Origin of the sequence: Rhodococcus sp. SBT000017 (assembly GCF_003688915.1) — a bacterium.
Lineage (GTDB): Bacteria > Actinomycetota > Actinomycetes > Mycobacteriales > Mycobacteriaceae > Rhodococcoides.
This window is the reverse complement of the sequence record NZ_REFU01000001.1, coordinates 1,817,174-1,839,024: the sequence shown is the minus strand read 5'-3', so window position 1 is coordinate 1,839,024 and position 21,851 is coordinate 1,817,174. Positions and strand designations below refer to the sequence as shown.

Sequence of the window (21,851 nt, the reverse complement as noted above, 5' to 3'; positions counted from 1 at the left end):
TGTGCACGTGGATCGATCAGGAGGAAAAGGTAGATGGCGGTAGGACGTCGAAGCGATGCAGCTCTGACGGTCGAGGACCTTCCGCGCTTGGTTCGGAGCGTCGCAGCGGTCGAACCCGACCGCGTAGCTCTCACGCACCTCGGTACGGAACTGACCTACGCCCGCCTGGACGAGGAGATCACCAGCCTCGATGCGGCCATGGGGGGCGTCCTCGGCCCCGACGCGCTGGTTCCGGTCGTGTTGTCCAACACGCTTGCAGGCCTCATCGAGGCCACCGAGGGTGGTCTGGACGCGGTCGTGTCCACCGTCGTCGCGGATGCGGTGTCGGTTCTCGGCGACGACGAGTCGACGTCGAGCTCCGCCCATCCCGAAGCCGCCACGCTGTACGCGCTGTTCGCCGATCAGGCCGAGCGCACCCCGGACGCACCTGCCCTCGTCTTCGGCGACGACACGCGAACCTACGCCGAGTTCGCCGCCTCGGTGGAGCGTCTAGCCCGCGTGCTGATCGCACGGGGAGTCGGCCCCGATTCAGCGGTGGGACTGTCGATCCGCCGATCCTTCGATCTGCTGGTGGGCATGTACGCCGTCTCCGCAGCAGGCGGAGCCTACGTGCCGTTGGACCCGGATCATCCGGTCGACCGACTCGGCTACGTTCTCGACATCGCGACACCTGTCCTGGTTTTGACGACCACGAACGACATACCGCAGTTGCCCGAGGGCACCGCCACCGTTCTCGTCGACGAGCTCGACCTGACCGATGTGCCGGGAGGACGGATCACCGATGCGGATCGGCTCTCCGCCCTGACCGAGGACGACCTCGCCTACGTCATCTTCACCTCCGGTTCGACGGGACGCCCGAAGGGCGTGGCGGTGAGCCACCGGGCCATCGTCGCCAACATCTCCTGGCGTCAGCGGGAGTACTCGATGAGTGCTGCCGACGTCGTGTTGCAGAAGACTCCGTTCACGTTCGACGTATCGGTGTGGGAGTTCTTCTGGCCGTTGCAGATCGGTGCCACGCTCGTGATCGCCGAGCCCGAGGGCCACCGCGACCCCGCCTACCTCGCCCGCGTCATCGGCGAGCGCAGCGTGAGTGTGACGCACTTCGTGCCGTCCATGCTCTCGGTGTACGTCGCCGAACCCACTGCTGCCCAGGCTGATTCGCTCCGAATGGTGTTCGCTTCCGGTGAGGCGCTCCCGGCGCGCACCGTCAACGCGTTCCACTCGATCTCGAACGCGGAACTGCACAACCTCTACGGTCCCACCGAAGCGGCCGTCGACGTCACGTACTACCGAACCCAGCAGGTGGAAGAAGCCTCGGTTCCCATCGGCGCTGCTGTCGACGACACCGATCTGTACGTGCTAGACGAAGGACTGCGGCGATCGCCCCGTGGAGTCGAGGGTGAGCTCTATCTGGCGGGCGTGCAGCTCGCTCGCGGATACCTCGGACGCACCGACCTGACCGCCGACCGGTTCGTGGCCGACCCGTTCGGTGAGCCGGGCGACCGCATGTACCGCACCGGCGACCTGGTGCGCCGACGCGCCGACGGCCTCATCGAGTACATCGGGCGCACCGACTTCCAGGTCAAGCTACGTGGCCTGCGCATCGAACTGGGCGAAATCGAATCGGCTCTGCTCGCCGAGCCCGAGGTGACTCAGGCGGCTGTGCTGCTCCATTCGTCCGAGCAGTCGGAACAACAGCTCGTCGGATACGTCGTCAGCACCGATCCCGATATCGATCACGACGGCCTCGCGGACGCGGTGCGACGGCGCATGCCGGAGTACATGGTGCCGTCGGTGTTCGTCGTCCTGGACGAGTTTCCGCTGGGTGCCAGCGGAAAGCTCGATCGAAAGGCATTGCTCGCGCCCGATTTCGCGTCCCTGGCGCGGGAATACCGCGCACCGAGCACGGACACCGAGTCGGCACTGGTCTCGATCTTCGAGACCGTGCTCGGCATCGATCGCATCGGCGTCGACGACGACTTCTTCACACTCGGCGGCAACTCTCTGAACGCGACCCGCGTGATCGCGCGGGTCAACGCCGAACGCGGTTCGGCCGTCGACGTACGTGCATTCTTCGACGCCCCGACCGTTGCCGAACTCGCTGCGGCCGTGGACGCGTCGGATTCGACCGGCCACCGTATTCCGTTGACGGCGCAGCCGGATCACGACCACGTCCCTCTGTCGCTGGCTCAGCAGCGCATGTGGTTCCTCAACAGATTCGAGCCCGAATCTGCAGTGAACAACATCCCGGTGGCACTGACCCTGTCCGGGGCGCTCGACCTCACGGCGCTGCGTGCCGCGCTCGCCGACGTTCTCGATCGGCACGAGTCGCTGCGCACGGTGTTCCCGGACCGCGACGGTGTCGGCTACCAGCATGTACTCCGATCCGATTCGGCAACAGTCGAATTGGAGATCTCGGCCGCGGAAGAAGCAGAGCTTCCCGCCACCCTGCTCGAGTTCGCTCTCCGCCCGTTCGACCTGTCGGTTCAGCTGCCCTTCCGGACCTTGCTGCTCGCGTTGTCGGATACCGAGCACGTGCTCGCGTTCGTTGTCCATCACATCGCCGCCGACGGGTTCTCCATGGGTCCGCTCACGCGTGACGTGGTGACGGCCTACGTTGCCCGCTCGAACGGGCAGGCCCCGCAGTGGACTCCGCTCGAGGTGCAGTACGCCGACTTCACGCTATGGCAGAGAAAGGTTCTCGGCAACGAGGACGATCCCGAGTCGGTGCTCTCGGCTCAGCAGGAGTACTGGCGCGGACGCCTCGGCGGAGCGCCCGATCAACTGGAACTGCCCACCGACCGGCCACGTCCTGCCGTCGCCTCGACCCGAGGTGGAACGTACAAGTTCGAGATCGATGCAGATCTGGTTCTCGCGCTCGAGAAACTCGGCCGCGCACATGGCGCGACGACCTTCATGGTCGTGCACGCCGCACTGGCGACTCTGCTCGCCAAACTGTCCTCCAGCGAGGACATCTCGATCGGCACACCTGTGGCCGGACGTGGTGACGCAGTCCTCGACAACGTCATCGGAATGTTCGTCAACACCCTGGTTCTGCGCACCGCCGTCGAATCGGACGCGACGTTCGAGGACTTCCTGCGTGAGGTGAGGGGCGTCGACCTCGCGGCGTTCTCGCACGCCGACGTGCCGTTCGAGAAGCTGGTCGACGCGTTGGCTCCCGCGCGGTCGCAGGCCCGGCATCCGCTCTTCCAGGTGATGCTCACGTTCCAGAATCTCGATCAGACCTCGGTGGAGATCCCGGGTCTTCGCGTTGCCGCACTCGACTACGAGGCGGATCTGGCGAAGTTCGACCTGCAGGTGACGTTGTGGAATTCGATTGCCGCAGAAGGTGAGCCGTCGGGTCTGACCGTGGCACTGACCTATGCCGCCGACCTCTTCGACGAATCCACGATGGCCGAATTCGGTCGGCGGTTCGAGCGGATCCTCACTGCGGTCACCGACTCGCCGACGGCGGTGATCGGTGACATCCACCTGCTCGACCCGGCCGAGCGTACTTCGGTTCTCGCGCTCGGTGATGGAGCGGTGTCCGAGATCGATTCGGGTACAACGCTGGTCGATCTGTTCGATCGTCAGGTGGCCGAGACTCCTGATGCGCAGGCGTTGGTGTTCGAGGGTGAGCGGTTGACGTATGCGGAGTTCGCGGCGCGAGCCAATCGTCTTGCGCGGCATCTGGTGTCGACGGGTGTGGGGCCTGATTCGCTGGTGGGGCTTGCGATCGGACGTAGTCTGGATCTGTTCGTGGGTATGTATGCGATCGTGAAGGCCGGTGCGGGGTATGTGCCGATCGATCCGACGCAGCCGGCGGATCGGAACGAGTACATCGTGGCGACGGCCGCGCCGGTTCGGGTGTTGTCGACGACGCGTGATCATGTGGAGTTCGCGGGTGTCGAGACGATCGATATCGACACTCTGGATGTGTCGGGTCTGTCTGCGACGCCGTTGACCGATGCCGATCGCGCAGCGCCGTTGCGGTCTTCGAATGTTGCGTACGTGATTTTCACGTCGGGGTCGACGGGTCGTCCCAAGGGTGTGGGGGTCTCGCACGAGGCGATCGTCAATCGGTTGTTGTGGATGCAGCACGAGTACGGGTTGAGCGCCGGGGATGTGGTGTTGCAGAAGACTCCGTCGACGTTCGATGTGTCGGTGTGGGAGTTCTTCTGGGCGTTGCAGAACGGTGCGTCGGTGGCTGTCGCTGTTCCGGATGGTCATCGGGATGCGATGTATCTGCTCGATGTCATTGCTCGTGAGCATGTGTCGGTGGTGCATTTCGTGCCGTCGATGATGTCGGTGTTCGTACCGGAAGCTCGGCGCGCACCGCACGCTGCCGAATCGCTTCGCCTGGTCTTCGCCTCGGGCGAAGCACTTCCCCCCACGACGGCGCATGCGTTGCGTACCGCCCTGTCGCAGTTGTCGCTTCACAACCTGTACGGCCCCACCGAGGCTGCCGTCGACGTGACCTATCACGCTGTCACGGACGAGGATTCGGCCGTGATGCCCATCGGTGCGCCGGTGTGGAACACCTCGGTGTACGTGCTCGACTCGCACCTGGTTCCGGTACCTGCAGGGGTGACCGGCGAGCTCTATCTCGCTGGTACGCAGCTGGCCCGCGGCTACGTGAGCCGCCCGGATCTGACCGCGGACCGCTTCGTCGCAGACCCGTTCGGGCCCGACGGTTCCCGGATGTACCGGACCGGTGATGTGGTGCGGTGGCTTCCCGGTGGTGAGTTGGAATACGTGGGTCGGTCGGATTTCCAGGTGAAGCTGCGCGGACTGCGCATCGAACTAGGCGAGATCGAATCGGCATTGCTGGAACTGTCCGGCATCGCGCAAGCGGTGGTGGTGGTCCGCCGAGACCAGTTGGTGGGCTACGTCGTTCCCGCCGACGGATCGGTCGACCACAGCCAGGTCCTCGGGGCGCTGCGTGAACGGTTGGCCGAGTACATGATTCCGGCCGCACTTGTCGAACTGGCCGAGTTCCCGCTCGGTGCGAGTGGCAAGCTCGATCGAAAATCGCTGCCGGATCCGCACTTCGAGGCAACCGAGTACAGAGCTCCGTCGAATCCTCTGGAGGAGATCGTCGGAGAGGTGTTCGCTGCCGTTCTCGGCATCGACCGCATCGGCGTCGACGACGACTTCTTCGCCCTCGGCGGAAACTCGCTCGTCGCAACTCGGGTCGCCTCGCGGCTGGGTACCGAATTGCGGACGACCGTGCCCGTCCGGGTGATGTTCGAGGCCAGTACCGTTGCGGCCCTGGCGGCAGCATTGGAAAGCCATGTCGGAACAGGTGCCTCGGCACCGTTGGTGCCACAGGAGCGCCCCGATCAGATCCCGCTGTCGCTCGCGCAGCAGCGGATGTGGTTCCTGAACCGATTCGAGCCCGAATCTGCCGTGAACAACATCCCGGTGGCTATTCGGCTCTCCGGTGCGCTGAACGTGTCGGCGCTGCAGTCCGCCGTCACCGATGTCCTCGACCGACACGAAGCGCTGCGCACCGTGTACCCGAGCGTGGACGGCACCGGGCATCAGGTGGTGCTGCCCGCCGCGTCGGTCGCACCGGACCTGACCCCGACCGCCTCCTCGGCGGAACAGGTGATCGGCGACCTCATCGTGTTCGCATCCGAGGGCTTCGACGTGACGGAGTCGGCTCCGTTGCGCGCCAAGCTGTTTCGAATCTCGGACGACGAGTACGTGCTCGTGTTCGTGGTACACCACATCAGTGCCGACGGTTGGTCGATGGGGCCGTTGACCCGCGACGTCATGACTGCGTATGTGGCCCGATTGGCCGGAGACTCTCCCGCGTGGACACCGCTGGCGGTTCAATACGCCGACTTCGCCGTGTGGCAGCGCGAAGTTCTGGGGGACGACACCGAACCGGGCAGCCTGATGGCAACGCAGGCCGACTACTGGCGCACTGCACTGGCGGACCTGCCGAGTGAGCTGACGTTGCCGTACGACCGGCCGCGTCCGGCCGTGCAGTCCTACGAGGGCGGGCGATTCCAGTTCGACATCGATACCGATGTGCACGCGGCGCTGGTCGGGCTCGCCAAGTCGACCGGAACCACGTTGTTCATGGTCGTCCACAGCGCCCTCGCCCTGTTCCTGGCGCGAATGTCGACCTCCGACGACGTCGCTGTGGGTACCGCCGTAGCCGGCCGAGGCGAGGCAGTACTCGACGATGTGATCGGCATGTTCGTCAACACCTTGGTGCTGCGAACGAAAGTCGACCGAAGCCGAGGATTCACCGAGCTGCTGGCACAGGTTCGTGACGTCGACCTGGAGGCGTTCGCGCACGCGGACATTCCGTTCGAGCGGCTCGTCGATCTGCTCGAGCCCGAACGGTCGACGGCCCGTCATCCGCTGTTCCAGGTGGCGATCGCCTTCGAGAATCTCCCGCCGAGCCACTTCGAGCTTCCGGGACTGACGGTCTCGGCCGTGGACGTCGAGGTCGACACCGCAAAGTTCGACCTGTCGTTGACCCTGCACGAGAAGCCCGACGGAACCGGCCTTGCGGCCAGCTTCGTCTATGCGAGAGATCTGTTCGACGAGAACACGATCGAAGTGTTCTCGCGCCGATTCCGTTGGTTGCTCGACGCGGTCGCCGCCACACCGGATATTCCGGTCGGCGACCTGTCGATCCTCTACGACGACGAGTACGAACGCCTCACTCACGTGCACGGTGACGACGTGTTGGCCGGCGGCACCCTGGCCGAGATCCTCACGGCCGGAGCCGCCCTCGATCCGTCGGCCGTCGCCATCAGGTACGAGGGCCGGTCGATTTCCTACGCCGAACTCGACGCGACCTCCTCGCAGCTCGCGCGCGTTCTCATCGAACGTGGCGCGGGACCGGAATCCGTTGTGGCAGTCGGATTTCAACGCTCCTACCTCATGGTGCTGGCAGTATGGGCAGTGGCGAAGTCCGGTGCGGCCCACCTGCCCGTCGATCCCACGTATCCGCAGGATCGCATCGCCCACATGGTCTCGGACTCCGAGGCCGTACTGGGCCTGACCACCCGGGAGCACTTGGATCAGCTCGCCGCCGGACAGCAGGATCTGCCCTGGGTGAGCGTCGACGACGACCAGTTCGTTGCCGAGGTCCGCACTCGGTCTGCCGAGCCGGTCACCGACGCCGACCGCCTGCGACCCGTCACCTTCCAGAACCCGGCCTACCTCATCTACACCTCGGGCTCGACCGGCAAGCCGAAGGGCGTTGTCGTCACGCACGCCGGTCTCGGCGGCGTCCTCGACGCAGCAACCGATCTGTACCACCTCTCGCCACCTTCACGCTTTCTGCACGTCTGCTCGCCGAACTTCGATCCGTCGGTTCTGGAGTGGATGGCGGCATTCTCGGTCGGCGCAACATTGGTGATCGTGCCGGCGTCGATTCTCGGCGGCACCGAGTTGGCCGAACTGCTGAAGGCGGAGAAGGTCACTCACGCCATCATCACCCCGGCCGTGCTGGGCACGATGGACCCGCACGGGATCGATTCGCTCGAAGTGCTCTCGGTCGGCGGCGATGTGACCACTCCCGAACTGCTCGCCCGATGGGCACCGGGCCGCAAGTACTTCAACGGATACGGACCGACCGAGACGACGATCATCTCCAGCTTCGCCGAGTTGACGTCCGGCGAGCCGATCACCATCGGTCGACCCATCCACGGCATGTCCGTGCTCATCCTCGATTCCCGACTCGAACCGGTTCCGACCGGCGTCGCGGGTGACCTCTATCTGTCGGGCGGTGCGCTCGCTCGCGGCTATCTCGGTAGGCCCGGTCTGTCTTCCGAGCGCTTCGTGGCCAACCCGTACGGCATCGACGGCGCACGGATGTACCGCACCGGTGACGTGGTGCGGTGGACGGACGACCTGCAGCTGCAGTTCGTGGGGCGTACCGACTTCCAGGTGAAGGTGCGCGGATTCCGCATCGAGCTCGGCGAGATCGACTCGGCGCTCGCCGCCGATCCCAGCGTCGATTTCGCAGTGACGGTAGGTCACCTGCTTCCGTCCGGCGTCACCACTCTCGTGTCCTACGTTCTTCCCGTGCGCGGCAGCGTGATCGATGTCGAGGAGCTTGCCGCGTTCATCGGGAAGTCCCTGCCGGGGTACATGATTCCGGCATCCATCGTCGTTCTCGATGCGATCCCGCTGACCCCGGTGGGCAAGCTCGACCGGGCCGCCCTACCTGCCCCGGTGTTCGAGGCCGGTCGGTTCAGAGCGCCGACCACCGCGGTCGAGGAGACCGTCGCCGGTGTGTTCGCCGGTGTGCTCGGTATCGACCGGGTGGGGCTCGACGACGACTTCTTCGCGCTCGGCGGTAACTCACTGATCGCGACGCAGGTCGTGTCGCGTCTCGGCGCGGCTCTGGACACCGTGGTGCCGGTGCGGGCATTGTTCGAGAGCTCGACCGTTGCGGCCCTGGCGGCGCACGTGGAGACGGCCGTCGGATCCGGTGCCAGGGCGGCACTGGCACCGCGGCCGCGTCCGGAACGCCCGCCCCTGTCGTCGGCCCAGCAGCGCTACTGGTTCCTGAACCGGTTCGACACCACGTCGTCGGTGGACAACATCCCGTTCGCGGTCCGGTTGTCGGGTGACCTCGACGTCGCGGCGTTGCACACAGCCGTTCTCGACGTTCTCGAACGTCACGAATCTCTGCGGACGCAGTACCCCGATTCACCCGAAGGTCCTTACCAGCAGGTACTTCCGGCCTCCGAGGTAGCCCTGGATTTGACCGTCCGTGACCTGTCCGCCGGTGGGCAGGCCGATGTGGTGACGGTCGTCGGGGAATTCTTCGGACGCGGCTTCGACGTCACCAGCGAGGTGCCCGTCGACGCACGACTGTTCCGCGTGGCCGATGCCGAGTACGTTCTGGCATTCGTCGTCCACCACGTCTCGGCGGACGGTGCCTCGATGGGCCCGTTGGCAGTGGACATCATGACTGCGTACACCGCGCGTTCGGCTGGTAGTGCGCCGGATTGGGAACCCCTCCCCGTGCAGTACGTCGACTTCGCGTTGTGGCAGCGTGACGTGCTCGGTTCCGAATCCGATCCTGATTCTGTTGCTGCACAGCAAGTCTCGTTCTGGAAGCGTGCTCTGGCCGAGCTGCCGGACCAGCTGGCGCTTCCCGCCGACCGCCCACGCCCGCCGAGCCAGAGCTTCCGCGGCGATACGGTGCGCTTCACCGTCGACGCGGGACTGCACGAGGGTCTCGCCGAACTCGCACGCGCACATCAGTCCACGTTGTTCATGGTGGTGCACTCGGCGTTCGCGGTGTTCCTCGCCAAGCTCTCCGGTTCCGAGGACATCGCCATCGGCACCCCCATCGCCGGGCGCGGCGAGCGTGCCCTCGATCCGATGATCGGCATGTTCGTCAACACGTTGGTGTTCCGGTCTACGGTCGAGCCGTCGATGACGTTCGAGGAACTGCTCGCGCAGTCGCGTGAACGCGACCTGTCCGCATTCGCGCATGCGGACGTGCCGTTCGAGCGCCTCGTCGAGGTGCTCAACCCGGTCCGCTCGACCGCCCGCAACCCGTTGTTCCAGATCGGCCTGAGCTTCCAGAATCTCGCCGATTCGACGTTCGAGCTCCCCGGTTTGACGGTCAGTGCGGTCGATGCCGACACGGCGACGGCCAAGACCGATCTGCAGCTGTCGATATCGGACCAGTACGCCCCGGATGGTTCGGCGGCCGAGCTGGCAGCCGAATTCAGTTACGCCACAGACCTGTTCGATCGGTCGACCGTCGACGGTTTCGTCGAGCGATTCGTCGAGGTGCTGCGGACCGTGGCGAACGACCCCTCGGTCGTCGTCGGGGACCTCGATGTCCTCACTGCGACAGAGCGCCGCACCATTCTGCGCGACTGGAACGACACCGCGCACCCGGTGGATTCCGAGCTGACCCTGGCGGCACTGTTCGACCGCCGGGTGCAGGCGGACCCGGATGCGATTGCACTGATCGACGCACGAGAGTCGTTGACCTACCGTGAGTTCGACGCACGGATCAACCGGCTGGCGCGGGTCCTGATCGCCTCGGGGGTCGGCCCGCAGGTGACCGTGGCCCTGGCGATCCGCAGATCCGTCGAGTTGCTGGTGGCCATGTACGCGGTCACCAAGGCAGGCGGCGCGTACGTGCCGATCGACCCCGATCAGCCTGCCGAGCGGAACACTTACATCCTCGAGGTCGCCGCTCCGGCGCTGGTGCTCGGCACCACCGGAGTCGACATCGACACCGGAACGGTGCCGGTCGTGTCGGTCGACACCGACGACAGGCTGCACCGTTCGAGTGCGGTGGTGTCCGATGCGCCTGTCACCGACGCCGAGCGCACCTCGCCGCTGCGAGCAACGAACACCGCGTACGTCATCTTCACGTCCGGTTCTACCGGTCGACCCAAGGGCGTCGCGGTGAGCCACCGCGCGATCGTCAACCAATTGCTCTGGCAGTCAGAGCATTACGGACTCGACAGTACCGACCGGGTGCTGCTCAAGACCGCGGCGACATTCGACCTGTCGGTCTGGGAATTCTGGGTGGCCACGATCTCCGGCGGTGCCGTGGTGATCGCCGAGGCCGGTGCACAGGGTGATGCGGCCTATCTGGTGGACCTGATCGCCGAACGATCGGTCACCACGCTGCATACCGTGCCCTCCGTGCTCGACGCCCTCGTCGCTGCGTCGGCGGGAGCACTTCCGAAGAGCCTGAAGACAATCCTGGCGATCGGGGAGGCGCTTCCGGTCGCGACCGCAGACCGCGCACTGCGTGCGTCCAAAGCACGACTGGACAATCTGTACGGCCCGACGGAAGCCGCTGTATCGGTCACCGCACATCGCGTCGTCCGGACGACCGGTGCCTCCGTGCCCATCGGTGGACCCGAATGGAACACCAGGGTCTACGTCCTGGACTCGCGCCTTGCACCGGTACCGGTAGGTGTAGCAGGCGAGCTCTATCTCGCGGGCGCGCAGCTGGCCGAAGGCTACGTCGCGCGGCCGGACCTGACCGCGGAGCGATTCGTGGCCGACCCGTTCACTCCGGGCGGACGGCTGTACCGCACCGGCGACCTGGTCACCTGGCGCAAGGACGGCGAACTCGAGTACGTCGGCCGGACCGACTTCCAGGTGAAGATTCGTGGATTCCGCATCGAACTCGGCGATATCGATGCCGCCCTGGGGTCGCTGAACGAGGTCGGCGACGTTGCGGTGCTTGCGCTCGACGACACCGGACTCGGTGCACGCCTCGTGGCCTACGTCGTGCCCGCTGTCGGTGCCACGGTGGACTCCGACAGGTTGCGCACAGCTCTGTCCGGCCGGTTGCCCTCGTACATGGTTCCGTCGGCTTTCGTGATCCTCGATGCGTTGCCCCGCAACGCCAACGGGAAGCTGGACCGACAAGCGTTGCCGGAGCCGCAGTTCGAGGCGGCACAGTTCCGCGCACCGACCAACCCGGTCGAAGAAGCGGTGGCGGCGGTGTTCGCCGAGGTGCTCTCGGTGGAACGGGTCGGTTTGGACGACGACTTCTTCGCACTCGGCGGCAACTCGCTGATCGCGACTCAGGTGGTCTCCCGACTGGGAGCCGCACTCGACACTCAGGTGCCGGTGCGATCGATCTTCGAATCGCCGACGGTTCTCTCGCTCGCCCGTGCCGTCGAATCCAAGGTGGGCACCGGTGCACGACGGGCGCTCACGGCCCGCCCGCGGCCCGATGTGGTGCCGCTGTCGATGGCGCAGCAGCGCATGTGGTTCCTGAGCCAGTTCGATCCGACCTCTGCCGTGAACAACATTCCGGTGGCAATTCGGTTGTCCGGCAACGTCGATGTCGATGCTCTGTCGAGCGCGGTCCGCGATGTCCTCGCACGGCACGAGATTCTGCGCACCGTGTACCCCGAGGTCGACGGACGAGGCAGTCAGGTGGTCCTCGGTACTGCCGAGGCGGGGGTGACGGTAACCGTCGACGACGTCGATGCCGACTCCGTGGAGCAGGTCCTGCGAACGTTCGTCTCGGCCGGATTCGACGTGACCCGAGCCGTTCCGGTTCGGGTTCGGATTCTGCGAGTGAGCGAGTCCGAGTACGTGCTGGCATTCGTGGCGCACCACATCGCCGCAGACGGTTTCTCGATGGGGCCGCTGACCCGGGACGTGATGATCGCCTACACGGCCCGCGCAGCGGGGGAGAGCCCGCAGTGGGCACCGCTTGCCGTGCAGTACGCGGACTACACGTTGTGGCAGCGGGACGTCCTCGGCTCGGCGGACGATCCCGAGTCGCCGCTGGCAGCGCAATTGGCGTACTGGACCTCGGCCCTCGCGGGAGCGCCTGCGCAGCTCGATCTCGCCACCGACCGTCCCCGGCCCGCCGTGGCGTCCTATCGCGGTGCGGCATACAACTTCTCGATCGATGCGGCCCTGCAGTCGAACATCGCCCGCGTCGCGCGATCGACCAATGCCACCAACTTCATGGTGGTGCACACCGCCCTGGCCGTCTTGCTGTCGGCGATGGCGGGAACCGACGACGTCACGATCGGGACCCCGGTGGCAGGCCGAGGAGACGCCGATCTGGACGGACTCGTAGGCATGTTCGTCAACACGCTCGCACTGCGTACCGGGGTGAACCCGGCGGCGTCGTTGCGCGAGCAGCTGGCGCTCGTCCGAGACGCCGATCTCGGTGCCTTCGGGCACGCCGACGTGCCGTTCGAGCGGCTCGTCGACGAGCTGGCACCGGACAGGTCTCAGGCCAGGCATCCGATCTTCCAGGTCATGCTGACCTTCCAGAACCTCGAACGGCAGACGTTGACGCTGCCCGAGCTCGGTGTCGAGGGCATCGATCTGGGCAGCGCGTTCGCCAAGTTCGATCTGCAGGTCACGCTGTGGGAGAACGTCGACGAATCCGGCGCTCCTGCCGGTATCGACGTCCAATTCGATTACGCCACAGATCTCTTCGACGAGTCGACCATGAGCGCGCTCGCGCGTCGCCTGGTGCGCGTTCTCGGCACTCTCGTCGACGACCCGGATCGCATCGTCGGTGACGTCGACATTCTCGAGGACGGTGAGCGCTCCCGCGTCCTGGAGGAGTGGAACGCCACCGGGCACGAGGTGGATGCTGGGGCGACGCTGGTGTCTCTCTTCGAATCGCGGGTTGCGGCGAGCCCGGAGAACATCGCGACGAGCTTCGGCGACGAACGGGTGAGCTATCGCGAGTTCTCGGACCGCGTGAACGCATTGGCGCGAGTTCTCGTCTCGGAAGGCGTTGGCCCGGAAACCGTCGTGGCGACCGCCATGCGGCGATCGGTCGACATGCTGGTGGGTGTCTACGCGGTGCTGACCGCAGGTGGTGCCTACGTGCCGGTCGATCCGGATCTGCCCGCCGAGCGCATCGGGTACATCCTCGACACCGCGGCACCGGTGGTCCTGCTCACGACCGAGCGGGACGGCACCGCACTCCGATCGAACGTCAACCGAATCCTGGTCGACGCCGTCGACACCACAGGTGTGTCCGCCGCACCGATGACCGACGCCGAGCGGATCGCACCGCTGCGGCCCGCCGACATCGCCTACGTCATCTTCACGTCCGGGTCGACCGGTCGACCCAAGGGTGTCGCGGTGAGCCACGAGTCGATCGTCAACCGATTGCTGTGGATGCAGGCGGAGTACTCACTCACCGAGAGCGACAAGGTGCTGCAGAAGACACCGGTCACGTTCGACGTGTCGGTGTGGGAGCTGTTCTGGCCGTTGCAGATCGGTGCCGAACTCGTCATCGCCGAACCCGACGGCCATCGGGATCCGATCTATCTGGTGAGCACCGTCGCCGAACGAGGCATCACCGTTGCCCACTTCGTGCCGTCGCTGCTCGCGGTGTTCGCGACCGCCGAGGGCGTCTCGAACTGCACGGGACTGCGTGCGGTCTTCGCCTCCGGCGAGGCGCTGCCTGCCTCGGTTGCCTCGGCCCTGCGCGCTGCACTGCCGACCACCGAACTGCACAACCTGTACGGCCCGACCGAGGCCGCAGTCGACGTCACCTACCACCGCGTGGTGCCGGCCGACATCGCGTCGGTCCCCATCGGTGCTCCGGTCTGGAACACCCGAGTCACCGTGCTCGATGCACGCCTGCACCCGGTCCCGGTCGGGGTACCCGGGGAGCTGTATCTCGCCGGAGTTCAACTCGCCCGTGGATATCTGGGGCGAGCGGATCTCACCGCCGACCGATTCGTCGCCGACCCGCACGGCACTGCAGGCTCGAGGATGTACCGCACCGGAGACCTCGTTCGGTGGAACGCCGACGGTGAGCTGGAATACCTCGGCCGCACCGACTTCCAGGTCAAGCTGCGCGGACTTCGCATAGAACTGGGTGAGATCGAGGCCGCCCTGACGGCACACCCGTCCGTGGATCAGGCCGTGGTGCTGGTTCGGCAGACCCCGTCGTCCGGTGAAATTCTCGTGGGCTACCTCGTGCCCGCCGCCGGGGCGACGATCGATACCGACACGGTCACCGCCGCCGTCGCCGCATCGGTGCCCGAGTACATGGTTCCCGCCGGTCTCGTGGTTCTCGATGGCTTGCCGCTCGGCCCGAACGGCAAGCTCGACCGACGAGCGCTACCCGAACCCGAATTCGGCAGCGACGCCGAGTATCGCACGGCCAGTACCGATACCGAACGCATCATCGCGGAGGTCTTCGCGGACGTGCTCGGGCTCGACACCGTCGGCGTCGATGATTCGTTCTTCGCGCTCGGGGGCGACAGTATCGTCTCCATCCAGCTGGTCTCGCGTGCCAAGGCACGGGGAATCCAGTTCGGACCACGAGATGTGTTCGAGCGCAAGACCGTCGCAGGTCTCGCCGAAATCGCGGTGACCGTCGGTGAAGGCAGCGACGCCGTTGTGCTCGAGGAACTCGACGGCGGGGGAGTCGGCTGGATGCCGTTGCCGCCGTTCGGTGTTGCACTGATCGAGCGCGGTGGAGGCTGGTCGCGCTTCCACCAGGCCGTCACGCTCGAACTGCCCATCGGCATAGACCGAGCCGGAATTCTCGCGACGCTGAACGCCGTGATCGATCGGCACGACGTGGTGCGCTCCACCCTGGTCCACGACGACCGCGGGTGGGGGCTCGACGCGGCGGCACCAGGGAGTGTCGATGCGGGGTCGATGCTGACCGAGGCCGACACGGATTCCGCTGCAACGGCATTCGATTCCGCTGTCGGAACCCTCGACCCCACGGCCGGGCGCATGCTGGCCTTCGTCTGGGTCGATCGCGGTCCAACCGAAGCAGGCACGCTCTCCGTCATCGCCCACCACCTCGTGATCGATGGAGTGTCCTGGCGAATCCTGATCCCCGACTTCGTCTCCGCGTGGGCGCAGTTGTCCGCGGGAGCGGCCGCGACTCTTCCCGAGGTGGGAACGTCGATGCGGCGGTGGACGCATGCGTTGGTCGATGCCGCGTCGAGCCAGGCGCGCCTGGAGGAACTGCCGATGTGGCGGCGGATCGCCGACACCGAGGACCCCGTTCTCGGCGACCGCCCCTTCGATCCTGCACGCGACGTCGTTGCCACCCTCGGCAGGGTCGATGTCGAGCTGACACCCGAGGTCACGCGCAGCCTGTTGACGACAGTGCCGGAGATCTTCCGCGGTGGCGTCGCCGACGGGTTGCTCGCCGGTTTGGCGCTCGCGGTCACGAAACTGCGTGCGGGGCAAGGAATCTCGGCACCGGCCACGCTGGTGCAGCTCGAAGGGCACGGCCGCGAGGAAGCGGTGGTGCCGGGAGCCGATCTGGGACGCACAGTCGGATGGCTGACCAGCTTGTTCCCGGTGCGCCTCGATCTGACCGGTATCGACGTCGATGCCGCATTCACCGGTGGGCCGCAGCTCGGCGATGCCGTCAAGGCCGTCAAGGAGCAGATGCTGGCGCTGCCCGAGCGAGGCATGGGCTGGGGACTGCTCCGCTACCTGAACTCCGAGACCGCTGCGGAACTGGCGGAACTCGGCACCGGCCAGATCAGCTTCAACTACCTCGGACGCGTCAACACCGGCGAGGTGTCGGACGAGATGAAGTCGCTCGGATGGCTACCCGCAGCGGACAACGAGCTGTCGGCGGCCGGTGACGCCGACATGGCGGCCAACAAGACCGTCGACATCAACGCCATCGTCCTCGACACCGACGACGGCGGCGTACTGAGCGCCTCGTTCGCATTCCCGACCGGGGCGGTGACCGAGGCGACCGTCGAGCGGCTCGCGCAGCTGTGGTCGGACGCGTTGACCGCGCTCGCGGCGCATGCCGACGCCCCCGGCTCGGGTGGTTTGACGCCGTCCGACGTGCCGCTGGTGCGGCTCTCACAACCCGACATCTCGTCCTTCGAGACGCGGTACCCGGAGCTGACGGACATCTGGTCGCTGTCGCCGCTGCAGCAGGGACTGCTCTTCCACGCACTGTTCGCAGACGCGTCGATCGACGTCTACACGATGCAGGTGGTGCTCGACCTCGCAGGCGACGTCGACGACGATCGACTGCACCGCGCGGCGCAGACACTCCTGGACCGGTACGACAATCTACGGACGTCCTTCACCGCGACCGCGGACGGCGAGACGGTGCAGATCGTCCAGCAGAACGTTCGTCTGCCCTGGAACACGATCGATCTGTCTCATCTCGACGGGCCCGAACTCGACGCCGCCGTCGCCGATGCACTGGCCGCGGATCAGCGTCGACACTTCGACGTCTCCACCGCACCCCTGCTGCGATTCCTGCTCGTCAGGATCACGCCGACCACGTACAAGCTCGCGATGACCAATCATCACGTGTTGCTCGACGGCTGGTCGTTGCCGCTGGTGATGAAGGAATTGCTGTACCTGTACGCCGCGCAGAGCTCCACGACGGCGCTGCCTCGGGTGCGGTCGTATCGCTCGTACCTGGCGTGGCTCGATCAACAGGACCCGGCCGCGTCTCTGAGCGCGTGGACCCGGGCACTGGACGGTGTCGAGGAACCGACCTTCGTCGCTCCGCCGAGCGTCGGTCGAGAGATCTCGTCGAGATCGGCCGAGGCGGAGAAGTCGACCGATGTCGAGACGACGGCGGCGCTCGTGGCGCTCGGTGGCCGGCTCGGCGTCACCGTCAACACTCTGGTGCAGGCGGCGTACGGTCTGCTGGTCGCTCACATCACCGGGCGAACCGACGTCGTGTTCGGTGCAACGGTATCCGGTCGCCCCGCAGGTCTGCCGGGCGTGGAGTCGATGATCGGGCTGTTCATCAACACCATTCCGGTCCGAGTGCGATTCGACCCGGCGGAGACGGTGGAGACGTACCTCGGCCGGATCCAGGGTGAGCAAGCCGATCTTCTCGACCATCACCACATGGGGCTGGTCGACATCCAGCGGGCGATCGGCGTCGGAAATCTGTTCGACACCCTGACCATTTTCGAGTCCTACCCGGTGGACGAAGCGCAACTGACGCAACAGGCCGCGGCCATCGACGGTATGACCGTCGAGGGCGTGAGCTCCAACGACAACACCCACTATCCGTTGACGTTGCTCGTCGTGGCCGAGGACCGAATCTCGTTCACGCTCAAGTACATCAGCGATCTGTTCGATCCCGCGTACATCGACTCCGTGCTGGCACGCCTCATCGGCATACTCGAGACCTTCGTATCCGACACGACAGCCGCGGTCGGCGACATCGATCTACTCGGGGCAGCAGAACGAACCCGAGTGATCGAGACCTGGAACGACACCGCGCACGAGGTCGACGCAGGCGTCATGCTGACCGAGCAGTTCCGGGCCCGAGTGGCCGCGAACCCCGATGCGCCGGCAGTGGTGTTCGAGGACACGACCGTCACGTATGCGGAGTTCTCGGATCGAGTGAATTGCCTCGCGCGACACCTGGTGTCTCTCGGTGTGGGTCCGCAGTCGCTCGTCGCGCTCGGGATGCGGCGCGGAATCGACCTCATGGTCGGCATCTACGCCGTCCTCGAAGCCGGTGGTGCCTACGTGCCCATCGATCCGGACCACCCCTCGGATCGGATCGAGTACATCCTCGACACCGCGAAGCCGGTAGTGGTGCTCTCCACCGGTCGTGATCGGACGGGTCTACCGGAACGTTTCCCGATTCTCGAGCTCGACACTGTCGACCTCACCGTCCACTCGACCGGTGCCGTGACCGACGCCGATCGACTGGCACCGGTGCGCCCGGGAAACACCGCCTACGTCATCTTCACCTCGGGCTCGACCGGACGACCCAAGGGCGTCGCGGTCTCGCACCGTGCCGTCGTCAACGAGATGGCTTGGATGGTGCAGCAGTACTCGCTCGATGCGAACGATGTCTACTTGCAGAAGACCGCCACGACTTTCGACGTGTCGCTGTGGGGATTCTTCCTCCCGCTCTGGGTCGGTGCGACGGTTGTTCTGGCCACACCGGACGGCCACCGCGATCCCGCGTACGTCGCCGATCGGATCGCTCGGCACGGCGTGACCGTCACCGATTTCGTACCGTCGATGCTCACGGTGTTCGCCGCGTACGCCACAGCGGATCAGTGCCGTTCGCTTCGGCACGTGTTCGTGGTCGGCGAAGCGTTCCCGCCGGAAACGGTGGTCGATTTCCGAGCGATCAGCTCGGCCGGCATCCACAATCTGTACGGGCCGACGGAAGCCGCTGTGACAGTGACGTTCTGGGAAACCGAGCCGGGGGATGTCTCGACGGTTCCGATCGGTGCGCCGGAGTGGAACACCCAGGCCTACGTCCTCGACGGGCGACTGCACCCCGTGGCAGCAGGAACCGCGGGTGAGCTGTATCTGGCGGGCACCCAGCTCGCCGACGGCTACCTCGGCCGCGTCGACCTGACGATGGATCGATTCGTGGCCAACCCGTTCGCGACGAACGGTGACCGGATGTATCGCACCGGTGACCTGGTCAGATGGCGTCCGGGCCAGGAAACGGTCGGGGTGCTCGAGTACATCGGACGCACCGACTTCCAGGTCAAGTTCCGTGGCCAGCGCATAGAACTCGGCGAGATCGAGACCGCGCTGTTGACTCATCCCGACGTGAATCAGGCCACCGCGGTGGTCGCGACGACAAGTGCCGGAGATCAGCTCGTGGGCTACGTCGTTCCGGGGCCGGGCCGAACGCTGGACCCGGCCGAGGTGCGCACGTTCGTCGGCGGCGCTCTACCGGCGTACATGGTGCCGTCCACGGTGATGGTGCTCTCGGAGTTCCCGCTCAACACGAGCGGCAAGCTGGACCGAAAAGCATTGCCGGAACCGGTGTTCGAGGTCAAGGCGTTCCGTGCTCCTGCAACTCCGATCGAGGAGACGGTCGCGCAGATCTTCGCCGAACTGCTCGGCGTGCAGCGCGTCGGATCGGACGACGATTTCTTCGATCTGGGCGGCAACTCGCTCATCGCGACCCGAGTTGCCGCACGCGTCGCGTCGGCGCTCGGCAAGAAGGTCGGTGTTCGAGATTTGTTCGAGGCCTCGACCGTTGCCGCGCTCGCAGCTCGGGCCGAGTCGCGTATCGACGACGCCAACGACGTGCCGTTGCGGCGACGGGCACCAGGCGGACAGGTTCCGCTCTCGCTCGCCCAGCAGCGCATGTGGGTGCTCAACCGACTCGACCCCGATTCCGGGGCGTACAACATGCCGTTGGCCCTGCGTCTTCGAGGTGAACTGGATGTCGCTGCGCTGCAGGCCGCGGTGACGTCGACAGTGGAACGCCACGAGTCGCTTCGTACCCGGTATCCGGAGAGCACCGACGGTTCGCCCTACCAGGAGATCCTGGACGTCGAGGGTGCCGTTCCCGACCTGACCCCCATCGACGCTCCGAGCGATGCCGACACCGCCGATCGTATTCGCGCGATGATCCACGGCGGCTTCGACGTCACCGTGGCACCACCGATCCGCGGAGCCCTGTTCCGCGCCGGCCCGGACGACCACGTGTTCGTCATCGTCATGCACCACATCAGTGGCGACGGCGCTTCCATGACGCCCCTGGCCCGCGACGTCATGACCGCCTACCTAGCGGCAGCCTCGGGAAATGCCTACAGTCCCGAACCGCTGACGGTGCAGTACGCCGACTTCGCCGTATGGCAGCGGCAGGTGCTGGGCTCGGACAGCGATCCCAGCTCGATACTGTCCGAGCAGTTGGCATTCTGGGCGGACGAACTGGCCGGTATCACCCCGGTCGTTTCGCTGCCGTGGGACCGACCTCGGCCTGCCACCGCGACACTGCGCGGGGCCGGTCTGAGTACTCGGCTCGACGAATCGACCCACTCCGGACTGGTCGCCATCGCGCGCGAGAACAACGCCACCCTGTTCATGGTGTTGCACGCGGTACTCGGTGTGTTGTTGTCGAGAATGAGTGGTTCCCGCGACTTCGCGGTCGGCACACCCATCGCCGGGCGCGGGCACGAACAGCTCGACGGGCTTGTCGGCATGTTCGTCAACACACTGGCGTTGCGGACGAACGTGGACCCGGACGCCACGTTCGGCGAGCTGCTGAAGACGCTGCGCGAGAACGATCTTCGTGCCTTCGCCAACTCCGACGTACCGTTCGAGCGAGTGGTCGACGCCATCGCCCCGGACCGACATACCGGGTACACCCCGCTGTTCCAGACCGTCCTGTCGGTCGAACCACACGGCGATGCGCGCTTCGAACTGCCGAACCTGGTGGTCGAACCCGTGAGCGGCTTCGAACCGACGGCGAAGTTCGACCTGCAGGTGACGGTGGAGACACAGCACGCCGAAGGGGAGTCGGGAACCGGAACTCTGATCGTGGAGTGGGTGTACGCCGCCGACATCTTCGACGAGTCCACCGTGGCATCGCTGGCAGCACGATTCACTCGTATCGCCGAGGCCGTGGCGGCAACACCGTCTGTGATCGTCGGAGACATCGATGTACTCGATGCCGCCGAGCGAGCGGTGCTGTCCGACGCCCGAGAGACTGCGGATCCCGTTGCGGCGCCGGTTCGATCGGATCTGACTCTGCCCCAGGTGCTCACCACCGCGGTCGACACCGATCCCGATGCGCCCGCACTGTCCTCGGGCGGTGCCGAGACGACCTATCGTGAGCTCGACGAGCGCTCGTCGCGTCTGGCCCGCCTGTTGATCGACAAGGGTGTCGGGCCCGGCGTCGTCGTCGCTGTCGCAGTCTCGGACGGGGTCCAGGCCGTCGTGACGCGTTGGGCGGTCGCAAAGGCGGGAGCAGCTCTCGCTCCCGTCGATCCGGCAGATTCGGACGCCGCGCCTGCGTGGGTCGAGCGGACGGGCGCGTCGGTTGCGGTTCTCGACGAAGACGACGTACCGGCGTGGGCCGGGTCGATGACGGTGGTTCAACTCGGTCGGACCGACATCGTCGATGCGATCTCGGCCCATTCCTCGCGGCCGGTGACGTACACCGATCGGACCGCGGTCCTCGGGCCCGACAGTCCGGCACTGGTCGGGAACGACGGAACTGTCGTCGACCACGGAACCCTCGCGGCAGTGGCGGCGAGAGCAGTCACCGACTGGGCGGTCGAATACGATTCGCGGCTCGCGGTTCCCGCGCGTTTCGACACCGCTGCGGCGGTGCTGGCCGGTGTCGTCGCGGTGACGGCAGGCGCGGCCCTGATCCTGGATCAGGCGGAGTCGGCCGAGGACGCCGCCGAGATCGTGTCCGCGGAATGGGCGACGCACGCATTCCTCACCGAGGATTCGATCACCGCTGTCGAAGAGTTGGCACCCGGCGATCTGGAGGATCTCGTCGCCATCGTGTCGGCCGACGGTGACCGCCACGAGGCGATGCCGGACGGCACCCCGGTGCACCGTCTGCCTGAACCGATCGGGACCGGCCGACCGATAGGCTGAGGCGAACTGCAACGCCGACCACCGCGTGAACGATCAACCGTGGA

The 21,851-nt window shown here is 66.1% G+C and carries 1 protein-coding gene; it reads left to right on the top strand.

What is annotated here, in order from left to right; genetic code table 11:
- Window positions 1-33 precede the first annotated feature (33 nt).
- Window positions 34-21,807 carry a non-ribosomal peptide synthase/polyketide synthase gene (locus AYK61_RS08315; RefSeq protein ID WP_121870450.1) on the top strand — a complete coding sequence of 7,258 codons (21,774 nt, stop codon included), beginning with the start codon at window positions 34-36 and terminating at the stop codon, window positions 21,805-21,807.
- Window positions 21,808-21,851: the final 44 nt, after the last annotated feature.

Coding starts and splice junctions, on each gene's coding strand:
- AYK61_RS08315 (WP_121870450.1), top strand. CDS start 34: ATGGCGGTAGGACGTCGAAGCGATGCAGCTCTGACGGTCGAGGACCTT.